Source organism: Psychrobacter sp. Pi2-51, assembly GCF_904846665.1.
Taxonomy (GTDB): Bacteria; Pseudomonadota; Gammaproteobacteria; order Pseudomonadales; family Moraxellaceae; genus Psychrobacter; species Psychrobacter glaciei.
Window position 1 is genome coordinate 1 of record NZ_CAJHBP010000026.1, and the last position, 18048, is coordinate 18048.

At 44.4% G+C, this 18048-nt stretch carries 15 protein-coding genes and 2 riboswitches; of the genes, 9 read left to right on the plus strand and 6 right to left on the minus strand.

Annotated elements, in window-relative coordinates:
- The first annotated feature begins 204 nt into the window (after positions 1-204).
- From JMY08_RS11705 to JMY08_RS11720, 4 genes are all read left to right on the plus strand, one after another.
- On the plus strand, positions 205-1479 hold the full coding sequence (locus tag JMY08_RS11705; RefSeq protein WP_201593488.1) for an O-succinylhomoserine sulfhydrylase: 1275 nt from the start codon (positions 205-207) through the stop codon (positions 1477-1479).
- Positions 1480-1573: 94 nt separating this feature from the next.
- Positions 1574-1903: a YbaB/EbfC family nucleoid-associated protein gene (locus JMY08_RS11710; RefSeq protein WP_189584573.1), complete on the plus strand. Its 330-nt coding sequence runs from the start codon at positions 1574-1576 to the stop codon at positions 1901-1903.
- Positions 1904-2010: 107 nt separating this feature from the next.
- Positions 2011-2604, plus strand: a complete 594-nt coding sequence (gene recR, locus JMY08_RS11715) for a recombination mediator RecR (RefSeq protein WP_010199654.1) — start codon at positions 2011-2013, stop codon at positions 2602-2604.
- A 151-nt stretch (positions 2605-2755) separates the two neighbouring features.
- Positions 2756-4090, plus strand: a complete 1335-nt coding sequence (locus JMY08_RS11720) for a ribonuclease D (protein WP_201593490.1) — start codon at positions 2756-2758, stop codon at positions 4088-4090.
- Here the strand turns inward: JMY08_RS11720 and JMY08_RS11725 are convergent.
- The 5 genes from JMY08_RS11725 to gcvT form a co-directional block, all read right to left on the minus strand.
- Positions 4080-4769, minus strand: a complete 690-nt coding sequence (locus tag JMY08_RS11725) for an esterase/lipase family protein (protein WP_201593492.1) — start codon at positions 4767-4769, stop codon at positions 4080-4082. The two genes, JMY08_RS11720 and JMY08_RS11725, sit on opposite strands and share 11 nt — an antisense overlap.
- A 220-nt stretch (positions 4770-4989) precedes the next feature.
- A complete protein-coding gene (gene gcvP / locus JMY08_RS11730; RefSeq protein WP_201593494.1) occupies positions 4990-7887 on the minus strand; it encodes an aminomethyl-transferring glycine dehydrogenase in 2898 nt (965 codons plus the stop codon).
- 62 nt (positions 7888-7949) lie between these two features.
- Entirely contained in the window at positions 7950-8708 is a 759-nt protein-coding gene (locus tag JMY08_RS11735) for a nitroreductase family protein (RefSeq protein ID WP_189584601.1), read from the minus strand.
- Positions 8709-9020: 312 nt separating this feature from the next.
- On the minus strand, positions 9021-9401 hold the full coding sequence (gene gcvH, locus JMY08_RS11740; protein WP_010199661.1) for a glycine cleavage system protein GcvH: 381 nt from the start codon (positions 9399-9401) through the stop codon (positions 9021-9023).
- A 69-nt stretch (positions 9402-9470) separates the two neighbouring features.
- Positions 9471-10643 carry a glycine cleavage system aminomethyltransferase GcvT gene (gene gcvT, locus JMY08_RS11745; protein ID WP_010199664.1) on the minus strand — a complete coding sequence of 391 codons (1173 nt, stop codon included), beginning with the start codon at positions 10641-10643 and terminating at the stop codon, positions 9471-9473.
- A gap of 168 nt (positions 10644-10811) precedes the next feature.
- Positions 10812-10965, minus strand: a riboswitch (glycine riboswitch).
- Between the two features lie 54 nt (positions 10966-11019).
- A riboswitch (glycine riboswitch) is annotated at positions 11020-11191 on the minus strand.
- Between the two features lie 237 nt (positions 11192-11428).
- Here gcvT and JMY08_RS11750 point away from each other — a divergent pair.
- The 5 genes from JMY08_RS11750 (at position 11429) to JMY08_RS11770 (ending at position 16886) form a co-directional block, all read left to right on the plus strand.
- On the plus strand, positions 11429-11749 hold the full coding sequence (locus JMY08_RS11750) for a YcgL domain-containing protein (protein WP_010199666.1): 321 nt from the start codon (positions 11429-11431) through the stop codon (positions 11747-11749).
- A 389-nt stretch (positions 11750-12138) separates the two neighbouring features.
- Positions 12139-12783: a hypothetical protein gene (locus JMY08_RS11755; protein WP_201593495.1), complete on the plus strand. Its 645-nt coding sequence runs from the start codon at positions 12139-12141 to the stop codon at positions 12781-12783.
- Positions 12784-13198: 415 nt separating this feature from the next.
- Positions 13199-14062 (plus strand): AAA family ATPase, encoded by an 864-nt coding sequence (locus JMY08_RS11760; protein ID WP_201593496.1) that lies wholly within the window; start codon positions 13199-13201, stop codon positions 14060-14062.
- Positions 14063-14156: 94 nt separating this feature from the next.
- A complete protein-coding gene (locus tag JMY08_RS11765; protein ID WP_189584617.1) occupies positions 14157-15380 on the plus strand; it encodes a vWA domain-containing protein in 1224 nt (407 codons plus the stop codon).
- Between the two features lie 309 nt (positions 15381-15689).
- On the plus strand, positions 15690-16886 hold the full coding sequence (locus JMY08_RS11770) for a globin domain-containing protein (protein WP_201593497.1): 1197 nt from the start codon (positions 15690-15692) through the stop codon (positions 16884-16886).
- 285 nt (positions 16887-17171) lie between these two features.
- On the opposite strand, the gene JMY08_RS11775 is transcribed toward JMY08_RS11770, so the two are convergent.
- Positions 17172-17993: a phosphodiester glycosidase family protein gene (locus JMY08_RS11775; protein ID WP_201593498.1), complete on the minus strand. Its 822-nt coding sequence runs from the start codon at positions 17991-17993 to the stop codon at positions 17172-17174.
- Positions 17994-18048 lie beyond the last annotated feature (55 nt).

The following is an 18048-nucleotide window of genomic DNA, read 5'->3' on the forward strand; positions in this document are numbered from 1 at the left end:
AATACATGGCGAAATTGTCTAACCTAGAATGACTAGGCGTCAAAAATTTCACTGCGTATTGTCTAAAAAATAGCCACCGCCAGTGCCACATTTGAATGTTCAACAGACCCTAAAAACAAGCAGCCATTCTATTACTAATCGTTTTATTACCAACACATTTTATTACCAACACATTTTACTATTAACAAAAGTAACGGAAGATTTATGAGTCAGTCGCAAACGCAGAATGAGAGCAATGTGAGTAAGTTAGATCCAAACTGGCGTAACGACGCCCTAGATTTAGGGCTTGATTATGGCATGCAGACCATCGCTGTACGAGCAGGACAACATCGCACGGATGAAGGTGAGCACTCAGAGGCTATCTTTACTACCAGCTCGTATGTTTATACCTCAGCGGCAGATGCCGCCGCTCATTTTAACGGAGATAAGACAGGCAATGTCTACTCGCGGCATACCAATCCGAGCGTGCGTACCTTTGAGCGTCGTTTGGCAGCGCTTGAAAATGGTGAGCGCGCTGTTGCGACAGCTTCGGGTATGGGTGCGATTTTGACCATGTGCTTGGCGTATCTAAAAGCAGGCGATCATCTGCTGGCTGCCAATCAGCTGTTTGGTTCATCCATCGGTCTATTCAATAATTATATGGCCAAGTTTGACGTTGAGGTCAGCTACGTTGATTGCTTTGATAATGACGCTTGGGCAAAGGCAGTGCAGCCAAATACCAAGGTTATTTATTGCGAAAGCCCAAGCAATCCATTGGCGCAGATTTGTGATATTGAGTATTTAAGTCAGCTGTGCAAAGACAATGACATCTTATTGGTGGTAGATAATTGCTTTGCCACGCCAGCCTTGCAGCGTCCGCTTGATTTGGGTGCCGATGTGGTAATTCACTCTGCGACCAAGTACTTAGACGGGCAAGGTCGTGTATTGGGCGGTGCGCTGGTTGGTAGCGATGCGCTCATGCAAGAGGCATTTACCGTCGTGCGCTCAGGTGGTATTAGCATGAGTCCGTTTAATGCGTGGGTGTTTACCAAAGGGCTTGAGACACTGAAATTGCGTATGCAAGCGCATTGTCAAAATGCCAATCAAGTGGCGGATTTCTTGGTCAATCACCCCAATGTCAGTACCGTGCATTTCTCAGGGTTGAGCGATCATCCGGCTCATGAACTGGCGACGCGTCAACATCATATGAAAGGTGGTTATGGTGCTATCATGGGTTTTGAAGTCAAGCCATCTGCTAGCCTTGATTCAAAAGCCGCTGCATGGCATGTGATAGACTCAACGCAAATGGTTTCTATTACTAATAATTTGGGCGATGCCAAAACCACGATTACTCATCCAGCGACGACTACCCACTTTCGCTTGACCGCTGAGGCAAGGGCAGAAGCAGGCGTCAAAGATGGTCTTATTCGTCTGTCTGTCGGTTTGGAAGATGTAGAAGATATCATTAAAGATTTGGCGCGTGGTTTAGACAGTTTGTAAAGATAACGGTATAATCACTGTTAACGCATAAAATTTACGTTATTAATAATTACTCACTACGATACGCATTATCATAAATAATAAAGAGGCAACTATGAACATCCAAGCATTAATGCAACAAGCACAAACGATGCAAAAGAAAGTCGAAGCAAACGTTGAAAATGCTAAAAAAGAGCTAGGCAATAAAGAAGTTCACGCAGAAGCGGGCAGTGGTCTGGTAAAAGTCACCATGACGGGTCGCCATGTGGTTAAGCGTTTGACCATTGATCCAAGTTTGCTTGAAGATGAGCCAGATATGATCGAAGACTTAATCGCTGCTGCTATCAATGATGCGGTGCGTCAAGCGGATGAGCTATACGAAGAAACCATGGCTGGCGCGACCTCAGGTATGGGTCTGCCACCAGGTATGCAAGGTATGTTTTAAGCGTTAAATACTTCATACTTAAGACAAAAATGGGGTTGTTATCGACACGATACGACCCCATTTTTATAGCTACGGTTTATAAATTAAGTTAAATAAAGGAAGATGCTTTGCTGACAGCCAAATTTGATCAGCTGGTCAAACAGCTGCGTATTTTGCCGGGTGTGGGTCAAAAAAGTGCCCAACGTATGGCGCTGCATTTGCTTACCAAAAAGCGCCCACAAGGCATGGCACTCGCCCAAGCACTTGATGAGGCGATGCGTGATATCGTCGAATGCCAGCGTTGTCACAGCTTTAGTGATGAGGTCGTTTGTCCGCTGTGTCAAGATCCAAGGCGTGATGATGGCCTATTATGCGTGGTCGAAACGGCGGCAGATGTGATGGCTATCGAGCAAACGGCAGGTTATCGTGGACGCTACTTTGTTTTAGGTGGTCACTTATCACCGATTGATGGGATTAGTGCCGACGACTTAAACATCGATCAGCTAGTATGGCGGGTTAAGCAAGAGCCTGTTGAAGAGCTGATATTGGCAACGGGTACAACTGTCGAAGGGCAGACCACCGCACACTTTATCAGCGAAGCGGTCAGTCGTCATGTCAATAAAGTCACACGTTTGGCGCAAGGCGTACCGATGGGTGGCGAGCTGGAATACCTTGATAGTATGACCCTTGGACAAGCGATGCAAAATCGTTCATTCCTATAGCAATTTTATAAGTTCTCTATAAAACCCAAATCTTGCCCATTTTATTTTATGAACTTGTTATAATTGCTTAATTGCCACTATTTTTCTCGTTTTTTTTTATTAAAACGCAGTTTGGCGTTTTCTTTCCCCCTATTTATGCAGGTATCTGCCCGTGTCTAACCATGTTCCAACCGCTTCAAGCGCTTCAAGCGCTGCCACCCAATCAAACCTTGCAGACAACGCTGCTGCTATTGACGATTCATCAAGGCAATCAGTTGATACTGATATAGCGTCAGCAGCTGTGCCGCCTGAACCAAATATAGATGCATTATTGGATATTGCGGACGAAGTTGCCATCACGTGGGTGCGCGAGCAAGATGGTTTGGCTGAAGTTATCGATGCATTGGCGATTTGCGGGCGAGTGGCATTAGATACCGAGTTTATCAAGCGCGATACTTATTACCCGCGCTTGGCACTGGTACAGCTAAATACAGGCAATCACATCTATTTACTAGATGCTCCGCAGTTGCAACTGGGTGATTTTTGGCAAGCGCTTAGCGAAGTTGACGTGGCGATTTGGCATGCTTGTGGTGAAGATTTAGGGATTTTTTATCTATTGTCTGGTTGCCCACCGTTGACCAATATTTTTGATACGCAAATTGCGTTGTCTTATTTGACGGGACAGTTGCAAATGGGCTATCAGCAGGCGCTTGATGATCAGTTAGATATGCATATCGATAAAGAACAAAGCCAATCAGATTGGTTACAGCGTCCGCTCTCAGATGAGCAAGAGCAATATGCGATTGATGATGTACGCTTTTTGCCAGCGCTTTACTTGAGCCTCGAATACGAGCTAAAAAAGCAAGGACTGTTTGAATATGTATGGGCGGATTGCCAGCTTTATGCCAGCGATTTGTACGACGCTCAGCACGTTGAAGACGAAGCGATGTACCTAACGATGGCTGATTATCGCTATAACTCGCAGCAAATGGCGATACTCAAAGGAGTGGCTACGTGGCGAGAAGAGCTAGCGCGTTCGACCAATCAGCCGCGTACTTTTGTGATTAAAAAACAAGCCGTACGTGAGATTATCACTGAAAAACCGAGCAATATGCGAGAGCTTGCGCACAAAACCACGATGCATCGCAGTATGTTGCGCCTATACGGCGAAGAGCTGCTTAAGGTAATAAAAGAGGCAAAAAACCTGCATCCTGCTGAATATCCAGACTGTCTATTGCCGCCGTATCGCTCAAAAAATAAAGTGCTGTCAAAAGCCGTGCAACAAGCGATTGATGAGCAATCAGAAGCTATTGGTGTACCTGCTAATGTATTGATGCGCAAAAAATGGCTAGGGCAGCTGTATGAAGTGATTGCGTTTGATAAAAACCTAAGCGAGCTACCAGAAGGCTTAAAAGGCTGGCGCAATGAGTGGGTGACGCAGACTTTGATACCAGTGATTAACAAGCATAAAACCGAGTTGCAGCAGGGTATGGGTATCAATGTTTAAGTTTTTTATGCTCAAACTGTCCATGTTGTAAAAAATATATCACTTGTGTGGTGACACCTTTATCGACCAGCATCCCAGTATGCGAAACTGGTAAAACAATATGATCAGTGGCTGCCTCTATTTTAGTTTCTTCTATATATACTGTGCCATCGTGTAGCAGATGTTTTGCTGATGGCATATTGTCTGCTTTACGCAGTTTACGGTTATGATACTGTAAAAAAAGCTGCCCCAATCCATACGGACGATTTCCTGCAATCACGCCCAAGGTAATATGTGCTGGTAATGGTGGGACTGTTCCATCTAAAGCATCGACATATGAGCGTCCTACTACAGCGGGGCTTAAGCGCCAGATATAATCTGCACAAACACTTCCTACATGCGGTGTCCCAAGCGTCACGCAGCGTCCAATCTGCCACTTGGGATACTGAGTGACGAAATCACGAATAATCAAACCACCCAAACTATGACCGACCAAATCTATCGGCTGATCAGGCTGATGATGCTTTTCTAGCCAAGTATTAAGGCCTGCACTATTGGTTTTGATGCCATCACGCATACTGCGGTAGCTATATTGATGAGTATCGAAGCCTGCTGCTTGCAGGCGCTTGGCTAGTGGTCGCATGATCCAAGCGGTTTGATGCAGACCATGAATTAGAATAACGCGGTTTTTTTGTTGCATAGTAAGATCCAAGTCATTGCTTCAAAAATTTACGGCTTCAAAGATTTAAGATAAATATTTTCTTATCGGTATAAGCCTTTATTTATCGCTTATCCATTAATAATGTTACCTGTTAATTTGATAGATAAAAAGTAAGCAAAATAAAAACCTCCAAATCAGCTACTGACTTGGAGGTTTGTTTTTCTATAAAAAGCTACTTATGATTTATCGAAGACTTCGATTACAGATAGTTTTCGATACTTGGGCACGAACACATCAGATTCTTATCACCATAAGCATCATCGATACGAGCGACGCTTGGCCAGAATTTATGAGCGCGTACATAAGGCAATGGGAATGCGGCAACATCACGGCTGTATGGATGCGTCCACTCGCTGCTGGTGATCATAGAAGCGGTGTGCGGTGCATTGACTAGTGGATTGTCTTCTAGCGTCCAATTGTCTTCGCCTGCTTTGGCTTTCATCGCTTCAGCTTTGATAGATTTTAGCGCACTGATAAAACGATCTAACTCTTCTTTAGATTCAGACTCAGTTGGCTCAATCATCAACGTACCTGAAACTGGGAAGCTCATGGTTGGTGAATGGAAACCATAATCCATTAAGCGCTTGGCAATATCGCTTTCGCTGATACCAGTTTCATCCTTTAATGGACGAATATCGATGATACATTCGTGCGCGACGCGGCCGTTTTTACCAGCGTATAGAACAGGGTAGTGATCTTTTAGCTGAGCGGCGACGTAGTTGGCATTTAACAGCGCCAGTTCAGTGGCTTTAAGCAAACCATCACGGCCCATCATGGCAATATACATCCACGAGATCGGCAAGATGCTGGCTGAGCCATAAGGCGCTGCCGATACAGCTGAACAGTCTTTTTGCGCATTATGCACAGGGCTTAAGGTATGGTTGGCCATAAATGGTGCTAAATGTGCCTTCATACCGATAGGACCCATACCTGGACCGCCGCCGCCATGTGGGATACAGAAGGTTTTGTGCAAGTTCATATGTAATACATCTGCACCGACATCCGCAGGCTGCATCATGCCGACCTGCGCATTCATATTCGCGCCATCCATATAGACTTGGCCGCCATGCTTATGAATCAAATCACAAATATGACGAATGCCTTCTTCGAACACACCATGCGTCGACGGGTAGGTAATCATCAAGGCACCTAGGTGCTCGCTATGCTCTTCACATTTAGCGGTCAAATCTTCGATGTCGACGTTACCGTTTTCATCGGTTTTAACCACGACGACTTTCATACCCATCATCATGGCAGTCGCAGGGTTGGTACCATGCGCTGACATTGGGATGAGGCAAACATCACGGTCGGTCTCGCCCAATGATTCATGATAGCGGCGAATCGCTAGCAGACCAGCATATTCACCTGAAGCGCCAGAGTTTGGCTGCATCGACACATCGTCAAAACCAGTGATGGCTTTAAGTTGATCTTGTAGACTATCAATCATCGCAATGTAGCCAGTGACTTGATCGCGCGGTGCAAAAGGATGCACATTGGCAAACTCGGGCCACGTAATCGGTATCATTTCACTGGTTGCGTTCAATTTCATGGTACAGCTACCCAATGAAATCATACTGCGATTCATCGCCAAATCTTTGTCTTCAAGCGACTTTAAATAGCGCAGCATCTCATGCTCGGTATGATGCGAGTTAAATACTGGATGGGTTAAGATGTCATCGGTACGCAAATGTGCGCTATCAAGTGACAGGCTGGCAGTCTCAGGCAAGTCATGTGATTTACTAACGAAGAGCTGGGTCAACACCGTAAAGTCATGCTGGTCGCTGATTTCACTAAAAGCGACACCCAGTTTGTTATCATCAAGACGCCATAAGTTATAACCAACATTATCGGCATTTGCAAAAATTTGCGTCGCCAGTTTTTCTGAACCGCAATCGACAACGACGGTATCAAAGAACTGATCATGTACTACACTTAGACTGCTATCGTTGGCTTCTGTAATGACATTAGCAAACGCTGTGGCAAAAGCATGGATACGAGTGGCAATGCGTTTTACGCCACCGGGACCATGATAGACCGCATACATACCAGCGAGGTTAGCCAGCAATACTTGCGAGGTACAGATGTTTGAGTTGGCTTTTTCGCGGCGGATATGCTGCTCGCGGGTTTGTAATGCCATACGTAGGGCGGTATTACCTTGCGAATCTTTAGACACGCCGATAATACGACCAGGTGCTGAGCGCTTGGCTTTATCAGAGAAAGCAAAGTAGGCGGCATGAGGACCACCAAAGCCCATTGGAATACCAAAGCGCTGGGTGCTACCTAACGCGACATCTGCGCCCATATCCGCTGGTGATTTTAATAGCACCAAGCTCATGATGTCGCTGACGACGCTGACATAAGTTTTGTTTTTCTTAACCGCAGCAATAACGTCAGTTAAGTCTTTGACATCGCCTTCAACACCGACGTATTGGAATAGCGCACCAAAATAATCACCAGATTTGGCGGTTTCAACATCACCAACGACGACTTCCCAACCAAAGTATTTTGCGCGAGTATTGATAACGTCTAACGTTTGTGGATAGACACGATCATCAACGAAAAACTGCGTTGATTTACTTTTGCTCACACGCTTAGACATCGCCATGGCTTCTGCGGCTGCCGTTGCTTCGTCAAGTAACGATGCGCCAGCCATTTCTAGACCCGTTAAATCGATACAAACTTGCTGGAAGTTGAGCAAAGCTTCTAGACGACCTTGGGCGATTTCAGCTTGATATGGCGTATAAGCGGTATACCAACCTGGATTTTCAAGGACATTACGTTGAATGACCGCAGGCATACGCACAGGCGAATAGCCTTGGCCGATGTAGCTTTTATTAACGGTGATATTATCTGCCATGGCGCGCAATTTAGCCAACGCTGCATGCTCACTCATTGCCAATGGCAAGTCTAAGTCTTTGTGCAAGCGTACGGGCTCAGGCACCGTATCATTGATAAAACTCGCCATGTCTTTATAACCAATTTTGCTGAGTAAATCAGCTTGTTTGGTCTCATTTGAGCCTAAATGACGATAGACAAATTCAGCTTCGTTGAATAAACCTTGAAAGGTATCAAACGTCGGGTTTTGAGAAATAGTCATGACAATCCTTGGTTAAGGGAGTAATAAAAGGGTTTATTTAAATAGAGTAATATGGCGATGCATTAAACGTAATGTACAAATTGCTTTTGATCAAAGCGGAACTGGCTGTTGTAAATGCCATTGTCAGCACGCTCGCCAGCACCAATCATCATGATAATGTGCTGATCATTGCTTAAGCCTAACAAGCGCTTCATGGCAGGCTCATCGAAGCCGCCCATCGGACAGCTATCAAAGCCGTGCGCGCGTAGTGCCAACATGAGGTTTTCGGCAGCAAGTGCGGTATTGTTGGTCGCCCAGTTTTTGGTGTCTTCAAAAGTATAGTAAGGCGATTTAATAGGCCCTTTTACCCGTCTGACGACTTGAGTTGCGCTCCATTTAGCCGCTGATACTACGTTGGCAGGTCCACGTAAAAAGTCCATGGCAACGACTTTGGTATAGTAGTCTTTGACTTTCTTCGGTACTGGCGTCTCAGGATACTCACGTAAGATCTGCTGAGCGTGGTCGTGCCAAATGTCAGTACGGGCGACAACTGCGATCAAGCGCGCTGCTGTTTTTGCTGCGTTTTGATTCATGCAGTTTTTGACGGTACGTTTGCGTTTATCAGCATTGTCAATCACATAAAATTCCCACGGCTGTAGATTGCTTGAGTTCGGCGCTAGCATGGCCAAACGCAGACAATCTGCTAACACATCGTCAGGTATCGGCGTGTCAGTAAAACGACGGACTGAACGACGTGACTCGACCACCTCACGGAACGCTTGCAACTGCGGTGTGTGTTCGGGTGTGGCAATGTTGTCGTTGTTATCAGAGTTGGAAGTCATATTAAGATCCATGCTGGGGATTAAGTGATTAATTTGCTTATTACCGATGGCAGATTTTTTATAGACCAAGTCAAATAGATAAGGCAAATACATTAACGAGCGTATGGGGTAATAACATTGAGTAACAATCTTTCATGGCAGTATGCGTATTTAGCACAGTTGCTGAATATTTTGAAATGATAAGTGCGTCTAAAATAAAGCGTACAGATACCAGTTAGCACCAGTATCTGTCATGTTTTCACGTCATATGACTATCGAATATAAGTGATTATCGAATATAAGCTAAATATTGATTACAAAAGAAAGCTTGGACTATAGATCGTTTTCGTACTCATCAGCCGTCATTAGTGCTTCGTAGTCAGCGATGTTGTCAGGCTTCATTCTAAAGAACCAACCTTCGCCATATGGGTCAGAGTTGATGATTTCTGGATCTTCTTCTAGCGCTTCGTTAATCTCAACCACTTCACCTGAGATCGGGGCATAAACGTCAGAGGCAGCTTTTACCGACTCAACGACTGAGATTTCGTCATCAACGGCGATGATGTCACCCACGTCAGGCAGTTCAACAAACACCACGTCACCAAGCAAGTCTTGAGCATGGTCTGTGATACCGACAGTGATTGTACCGTCGTCTTCTAGACGTAGCCATTCGTGGCTGGCAATGTATTTTAGTTCTGCTGGGATATTACTCATGGTCTCTCTCCTAAGTGATAGAGGATGGTTAACAAAAAAAGTGAAAGCTAATAATAGAGTTTATAATGCCTATGAGTCAAACTGCTGCTTGCCATTACGGACAAACGGTAACTTGAGAACGCGTACATCAACGAACTTGCCTTTGCCGCGTAGATCAACTTGGACATTATCATCCTCTGATACGCTGGCAGGAACACGGGCAATCGCAATGGAGTTTTTTAGACTAGGGGAGAATGTACCACTGGTGATAATGCCAGTCTGCTCATTGTCTGAGCCTTGATTGATGGTGACCGTCATGCCTTCACGTAACACACCGCGCGTCGTCAATAGGAGACCCACTTGCTTCATGGCCGTATTGTCGTCTTTTGACTGCTGGCGTTTGCTAACCAACGCTGCACGACCAACGAAGTCGCGCTCATCTTTTAGCGCGAGCGTCCAGCCCATATTACATTCGTAAGGGCTAATGGTCTCGTCCATATCGTGACCATAGAGGTTCATGCCCGCTTCCATACGCAAGGTATCACGAGCGCCAAGACCCGCTGGTTTTACACCATTGGCTTTTAATAGCTCAAAGAACGCTGGTGCATCATCGCCGTGCATGATCACTTCGACACCGTCTTCACCAGTGTAGCCAGTACGAGCCACGAACCAATCAGCGCCTTCGATATCAGTCAAGTCAGCACCGACGAAAGGTTTAAGTTCAGCTAACGTTTCTGCCCAGCTTGGTTTGGCTTGTGCCAGTTTTTCAATCGCATTAGGTCCTTGAACTGCCAGCATAGCAAGCTCTGGACGCTCAGTGATGGTGATGTCAAAGCCTTCTGCGACTTTATTGAACTGCGCCATATCTTTATCGCGAGTGGCGGCGTTTGAGACGATACGATATTCGGTTTCATCTGCATTCATTAGATAGACGATCAAATCATCGATAACGCTGCCTTGCTCGTTTAGCATGCCAGAATACAGCGCTTTGCCAGCAGTCTTGAGTTTATTGACATCATTAGCGAGCAGTTTTTGTAGCCATGCCTTAGTGTCAGCGCCTTTGATATCTGCGACGACCATGTGTGAGACATCAAACATACCGGCGTCAGTACGTACCGCTTCGTGCTCTTCGATTTGTGAACCATAATGAATCGGCAATTCCCAACCAGAAAAATCCACTAACTTGCCTTCACTATCAACGTGAGACTGGTAAAGGGGCGTGCGTTTAGGGGCTGAGGTATTGGTGTTTTGAGAGTCGGTCATAACAAATCCTTATGTGTACATTAGTCATACTCGGTAGAGTAATGAGCGATGCGCAGTATCATAGTAGCGAGAAGCAACGTTGCAGGGTGCAAGCATTGCAACCAAGGGTAGCACAGAAAAAAAAGATAAAGCCGCCAGCCAAACAGACGCTGAACGTCAGTTTAAGCAAAAGCCCTATCTGTCCTGTAACCTGAGATTTTCAACACGAACCATCACTGTTAGTTTCTAAAGCATAAGCTTCAAAAAATCAAATGATGTCGCATTTTCTCCCCTTCGGTGGGTAAGACGTCGTCCGTCCTTACCGCTCTCCAGATTTGTTATGCCCTATGTTTGGATGTGCTACGCGATTGACGGCAGACAGCGAAACAGTCGTGACATGCGTTTTTCAGTCCTTTTACCTGAGCGATTGGCAGGGTGGATGCGCCTTCGGTGGTCGTGTAGCAATTATATACGTCGTATGACCAATGCGGTTTGATACGATATTTTTTATGTTATAACCATATATTATAGTATAACTATGCTCACAAACTCTCTCCTGAAAAACGCTTTTATTATGAAAGGTTCAGGGCGCTTTTACAAGTCATCAACGCCATTAAAATCAATAATTTCGGCAAAAGTGCCTGTTTGTGAGGATAATCAGGCACATCCGCGATAAACCGAGTACCTTTATTGCTATTTTATCGTCTCAGTCTTAGAGCGGTTGCTTATATCAAAACGTAAAGCAACTACTGAAATTTGGCTAAATTATGCTAACCTACGCCTATAGTTTCTGACAGGTGGTTTTTATGCATTGTGATATTTATAAATTTTCTAAACATGACGGCATGTATGTCTATATTGCCCGCCCTGATTATCCTGATGACACTGACGAGATTAAGGACTGGCTGGGTGTGCTACCAAAAGACTTCCGCGCAAGCTTAGGTCGCAGTAAATTTGTGATGCATCTGGATTTGGCAACCACGCCAACGCTTGCACGTGTCGATAAAGAAGAGGTACTCGCAAAATTACAGTCGCAAGGGTATTTTGTACAAATGCCACCGCAAGACGTTATGCGCCGCCAAGCGGAATTACGTGCGCGCGAGGCACAAGACAACATTTACGATTGATACGTTTCTTTGAAAAGTTTTCTTGATAGCTATCTCTTTGATATGTTGAATGAAAGCCACTAAGAAAAAGTTTACGACACATTTGCGCTCATGCATTTTGATAGAAAGTCATGATAAACTAGCAGGCTATCAATGAGTGATGAATGGCAAGGTGAGTAGTTTTGTCTCCAAGGCTTCTTTCGATAACGTATACGATATTCTCGTGAATAAAACAGCATATACTATAGTCAGAGCATTTTTAAACCGCTACGGTGTTACCTGTCCTAGATGTACTCAGTGTACTATTTGCGGTCGGTCGCCTTGTAGCGATTCTAAAATTACTTGACTATATTTATCATTAAGCGCAACAACGCGACGCACAATTTATAAACGCAGGTAACTACACACGCATGGACTGGTTAAAAGGTATTATAAACAGCTTACCGCTGGAAGCCATTAGCGATATTCTCGGTGAGATTGCTATTTGGTGGGGACAGCTGGTAAAAGACGTGCCACCCGCAGACTTACCAATGTATGCGTATCTCGGTGGTGTCGTTATTGTGTTGGTATTGTGGTTGTTGGTCGCTCGTATGCTGCCGCGACCGTTGGGTGGTATGAGTTGGATGATGTTGTTTGCCGTGTTGTTGGCACCTGGCACTGCCCTTAGCGACCCAAGTGTGATTGCACCGGCCAGTATTTCTGTAGTCTATGCGATTATGATGAAAGACACAGCTGGCGCGATTACCAACATGTTACCGATATTGGTTGTCTTGGTATCAGGCTTGTTTATTGGCTTTGTTTGGCAGCTTATTCGCGGTGCGTTTGAGTCAAGTCTAGACAAAGCGCGCAGTCGTACCGCAGAAGATACGCAAGCAACCATGCAGCTGACGACGGGCAGTTATTTGACAGAAAACGCGACTTTGATGGATCCGCCTACTGTCGCTGAGCAGTCTAATAAAACGCCTTTAGCGGCTAATCCTAAAGCAGATATTAGCTTAAAAAAAGACAGCAGCTTAGCTAAGCAACCCGATGTTGAAAAGCTTGATAAGCGGTAAAGTTATACCAGAAAAGTGATATCAAAATTTTGCTAGAGGTGACTGGGTCTTTGCTTTAGGCTTATGGTAAGTACAATCAAAGCCGCTATGAATAAAAGATACTATTAATAGACAAAAGATACTATTAATAGACAAAAGATATTATGAATAGATGAAAAGTATTATGAATAGATGAAAAGTATTATGAATAAAAAAAAGACACCATGCGTGTCTTTTTTTATGAAAAAACGTTTTATGATTGAGAGAATAAATAGTTAAAAGGCGCTCCCTATATATGTTGTTTATTAGCAATTGCGAACGCATGAGTATTTTGGCAATCAATCATGCTGTGCTAATCTAAATGATTATTTATTTGCCATCGATTGCTTTTAGGCTCTTGATAGCCTTAATCTATAACAATAACTGAGACTTGATTATGACCACGACTGATAAAACGAAGAAAAGCTTCACCGGTACGCAAAACTATATAGCCACTGACGATTTGCAGCTGGCGGTTAACGCAGCGATGACGTTACAAAAGCCGCTCCTGATTAAAGGTGAGCCGGGTACTGGTAAGACGTTACTGGCAGAAGAAGTGGCTGAGAGTTTGGGTATGCCGCTGATTACGTGGCATATCAAATCAACCACCAAGGCTGAGCAAGGGCTGTACGAGTACGATGCCGTATCACGCTTACGTGATTCGCAACTGGGTGATGACAAGGTGTATGACATTGCCAACTATATCAAGCCCGGCAAGCTATGGGATGCGTTTACCAGTAAAGAGCGTAGTGTGCTACTGATTGATGAAATTGATAAAGCTGATATCGAGTTCCCAAATGACTTGCTACATGAGCTGGACAAAATGTCTTTTTATGTCTATGAGACAGGCGAGACCATTACCGCGGCACAGCGTCCAGTGGTTATCATCACCTCGAACAATGAAAAAGAGCTGCCCGATGCCTTTTTGCGTCGTTGTTTCTTCCATTATATTGACTTCCCAGAAGAAGAGACCATGCGTCAAATCATCGACGTGCATTTTCCTGAGATTCAAGAAAAGCTGGTCAATGATGCGCTCGATATTTTTTATAAGCTGCGTAATGTTCAAGGGCTTAAAAAGCCGCCATCAACGTCTGAACTTGTCGATTGGTTAACTTTGCTACTGGCTGATGATATGGCACAAGCAGAGCTGGAAGAAAATTTACGCGGTGAAAAATCTATTCCGCCGTTATATGGTGCGCTGCTCAAAAATGAAGCCGATGTGAGCTTGTTGCAACGCTTTGCTAATATGATGCGTCGTTAAGCAACAGACCATTTGTCATGATTAAAGCTCATGATTGAAGTCAATAAAACGGCTTCATTCGTCACCATATCAGCCAATAAGCGATGCGACTCTTATGTTTATCAAATTGTTCTATACCTTACGTACTTACGGTGTGCCAGTCAGTACGCGCGAGCTGCTTGATCTAAATGCTGCGCTAGATAAAGGGCTGATGATGCACCCGCATCCTGAAGATTCGGCATTGACTACCTTTGCCAGTCGCGAAGATATGTATCGGTTGATTCGATTGTGCATGGTCAAAGACGAGCGCCATTTTGATAAGTTTGATCGGGCAATGGCAGATTATTTCGAGGGTGTCGACAGTCTGGATATGGATGAGCTATTGTCTAAGCTCACAGATGTGCCCAAAGAATGGTTAGATTTAAAGCTCGATCCAAAGAATCTAACTGAAGAGCAGCGCCGATTGCTGAAAAAATATGGCTCGTTAGAGGAGCTGATGAAAGCCTTGGAAGAGCGTCTTAAAGAGCAAAAAGAGCGTCATCAGGGCGGTAGTAAGTGGGTTGGTACAGGCGGCACGTCACCATTTGGTGCCTATGGCGACCATCCAGAAGGGGTGCGCGTCGGCGGTGAGTCACGTAAACGTAGCGCAGCGAAAGTCTGGGAGCAGCGTAAATACCGTAATCTCGATGACGACAGCCAGCTTGGCACCCGTCAAATTCAGATGGCACTACGAAACTTGCGCCAGTTTGCTCGTACTGGTAGCGCGGATGAGCTAGACATTCATGAGACTATCAAACGCACCGCTAAAAAAGGCGTGCTCGATATCCATATGCAAGCGGAGCGTCGCAATCGCGTCAAAGTATTGATGCTGTTTGATGTTGGCGGCAGTATGGATATTCATGTCGAAGCTCTAGAAAAGCTGTTTTCGGCGGCCAGAAATGAATTTAAAACATTAGAGTTTTTTTACTTTCATAACTGTCTGTATGACTATGTCTGGAAGGACAATGATCGTCGCCACAGTGCGCCGATGCCAACGTATGAGCTGCTCAATAAATACGGTCGCGAGTATCGTGTTATCTTCGTCGGTGATGCCTCAATGTCGCCATATGAGCTGATGACAGTAGGCGGTAGCGTTGAGTATATGAATAATGAGGCGGGTATTGTTTGGTTGAAGCGGGTACTTGATCATTTTGATAAAGTGGCTTGGCTGAATCCTGAAGCGCCTTCTTACTGGCAATATACCCAAACCATCGTTGAGATTAAAAAGTTAGTGGATCATAAGATGTATCCGATGACGTTACATGGCGTAGAAGAGATGACCAATTATTTAGCGCGGTAATTTTGGTGTTTTCACCAACTTGTAAAACCTGTTGATTCCCATATTTTTTGATAATAGCAGCCGTTATGACAGCATAACGGCTGCTTTTTTGGCTAAAAATCAGCTTTATAGCAATGCGGCATTGGTATGCTCAGTAAAATATGATAACATTCATTTAAAATGAATGTTATAGATAGGTTGATGGCTTTCACAAAGCTTGACGGCAGAATTTTAAATTTTGTTGGCGCCACTTATTTAAGTTATTTATTTTAAAATCTCTATCTTTCATTTTTAAACTGATCAATACCATCATTTATTAAGAGAAATAACATGGCCTCACCAAAAACGTTAGAAATCGTCACCGCAACTGTTCCCATCCTTGAAGAGCATGGAACGGCAATCACCACGGTGTTTTATAAAAACATGTTTGAAGAGCATCCCGAGCTGTTGGACATATTTAACGAAACCAATCAAAAATTGGGTCGTCAACAGACGGCTCTGGCGACGACCGTGTTAGCCGCTGCTAAGCACTTGGATAAATTGGCAGCGTTATTGCCACAAGTCACGCAAATCAGCCACAAGCATCGTGCTTTACAAATTTTGCCCGAGCATTATCCCATCGTTGGTAAGCATTTAATCGGTGCAATCAAGGAAGTGCTGGGCGAGGCTGCCAATGACGATATCATCGATGCTTGGACTGAAGCTTATGATGAGATTGCCTCAGTATTTATTCAGATTGAACATGGCATGTATAAGGAGGCAATGTGGCAGGGTTTTGCGCCTTTTGTAGTGACTAAAAAGGTAGCAGCTGCTACGGATATTGCTGCTTTTACAGTTGTACCAGCCAAGGATAACGCCGACAGCAATCAAGATATTGACTTGAGCAAATTGACTTTAACCGCGGGTCAGTACATCACGGTGAAAACAGACCCAAAAGACAGTGACCATGTTGCCCTGCGTCATTACTCTTTATATTCCGCTAGTACCGATACAGGCATTCAGTTTGCAGTCAGACGTGACAACCGCAATGAGCATCATGGTTTGGTCTCTAACTATATGCATGATGATTTAGAAGTGGGTGACACGGTTCTATTATCGGCACCAGCGGGCGACTTTGCGCTCAATCAAGACTTGGTACAGCAAAATGAGATTCCGCTGGTATTGATGAGTGCGGGTGTTGGCGTAACCCCTGTGCTATCTATGTTAGAGGCACAAGTATTAGCCAATCCAAAACGTCCTATCATCTGGGTTTATGCTTGCCAAAATGAAGCGCATCATGCTTTTAATACCGAAGTAAACAAGCTATTAGAAAAGGCTGAGACTGTAGAAAAACATGTCTTCTATTTTGAGTCGGGACAACTATTAGATGAGGCATGGCTTGCTATATTGCCTGAGCCTGCTGATATTTATGTCTGTGGCTCAATGCCATTTATGGAAAGTATGATCGATGGGCTAGTGACGTTAGATCACGGTGTCGATAGTGTCCATTACGAACCGTTTGGTCCCAAGATGAGTCTGGGCGGTTAATCTTTAGCTGTTGTTAGTCGTTAACTGTTGCTAGTAATAAAAAAAGCACTTGGATGACAAAGTCGTCTCAAGTGCTTTTTATGCGACATACTATAGTCGATACTAAATAAAATGCATACAGGACACTATGCTGCATGACTGGTACAAATTTTTCGTAGCCTCTGCTGGCGTAGGCACAGCAAGCGAGAAAAATTTGTACCAGCCCTGCTGTATCTCTTTTATATTGACATAACTATATGAAGGCAGGCAGTTGATTAGATATTAACTTTGAAATATAAAGGCAAATTAATCTTTACTTTCAACCAACGCTATCATTACACCCATCTCTTTTTTATCGTGCTTATCAATGCTGGGCGCATATAACGCTGACGCAATCCCACCATCTAAAAAGAGCGCGTTTGGACAGCTTAAGTCATCCTTAAACAACGATGCAAATTGATAAAACGTCACCGGCTCATCACTATTGACGAATTTTATGTGGCCGTCGTCACAAACCCCTGCGCCATTACGAATCTTGAGTGAGGTGCTATCAGGATTAAATTGCGGGTGTATCTCGTTATTGATAACCAGCATAGGACCTGATTGAGTGGCATACCTAGGCTCTGCCTCATCATTTTTAAGCTGCTCATTTAAAGCATTGCTTTCAGTGATTTGTACTTTACCAGCTTTATCCCACCACAGCACACCATTTGGCAGTAAATGAAAATTGCCGCCACCTTCTTTGGTATTTAACGCGCGAATCTCTTTACCGTCGATGACAGTATAGCCAATCGGTGCATAATTTTCGTTATACATGCCTGCATTCATGGCAAAGGTAAGTGTTTGGTTGGCTGGCAAAGTCGCTAATAAATTGTCAAAGGTTAGTAGCGGCTGACTGCTATCGGAGGGCTGCCAAAACAGCTGTAGAGAAGAGTGTTCGCTATTTAATGCATCAGCATCAACACGACAGACGCTGTAAGTAAACGGTGAGTTTTGCGTCTGGCACGACCAAATTCCTGTATTACTTTCAGAATCTTGTTTGGTGATGGGTTGGCAAGCACTGACGCTTAACGTAATAAGCGCTGCTGTCAGTAGAGTGTGCGGTAAGGTGAAAACGGAACTTGGCATCAATCATCTGTCTTTTTGGTAGAGAGTAAAATATAAACGCTCACGGATAGTGAAA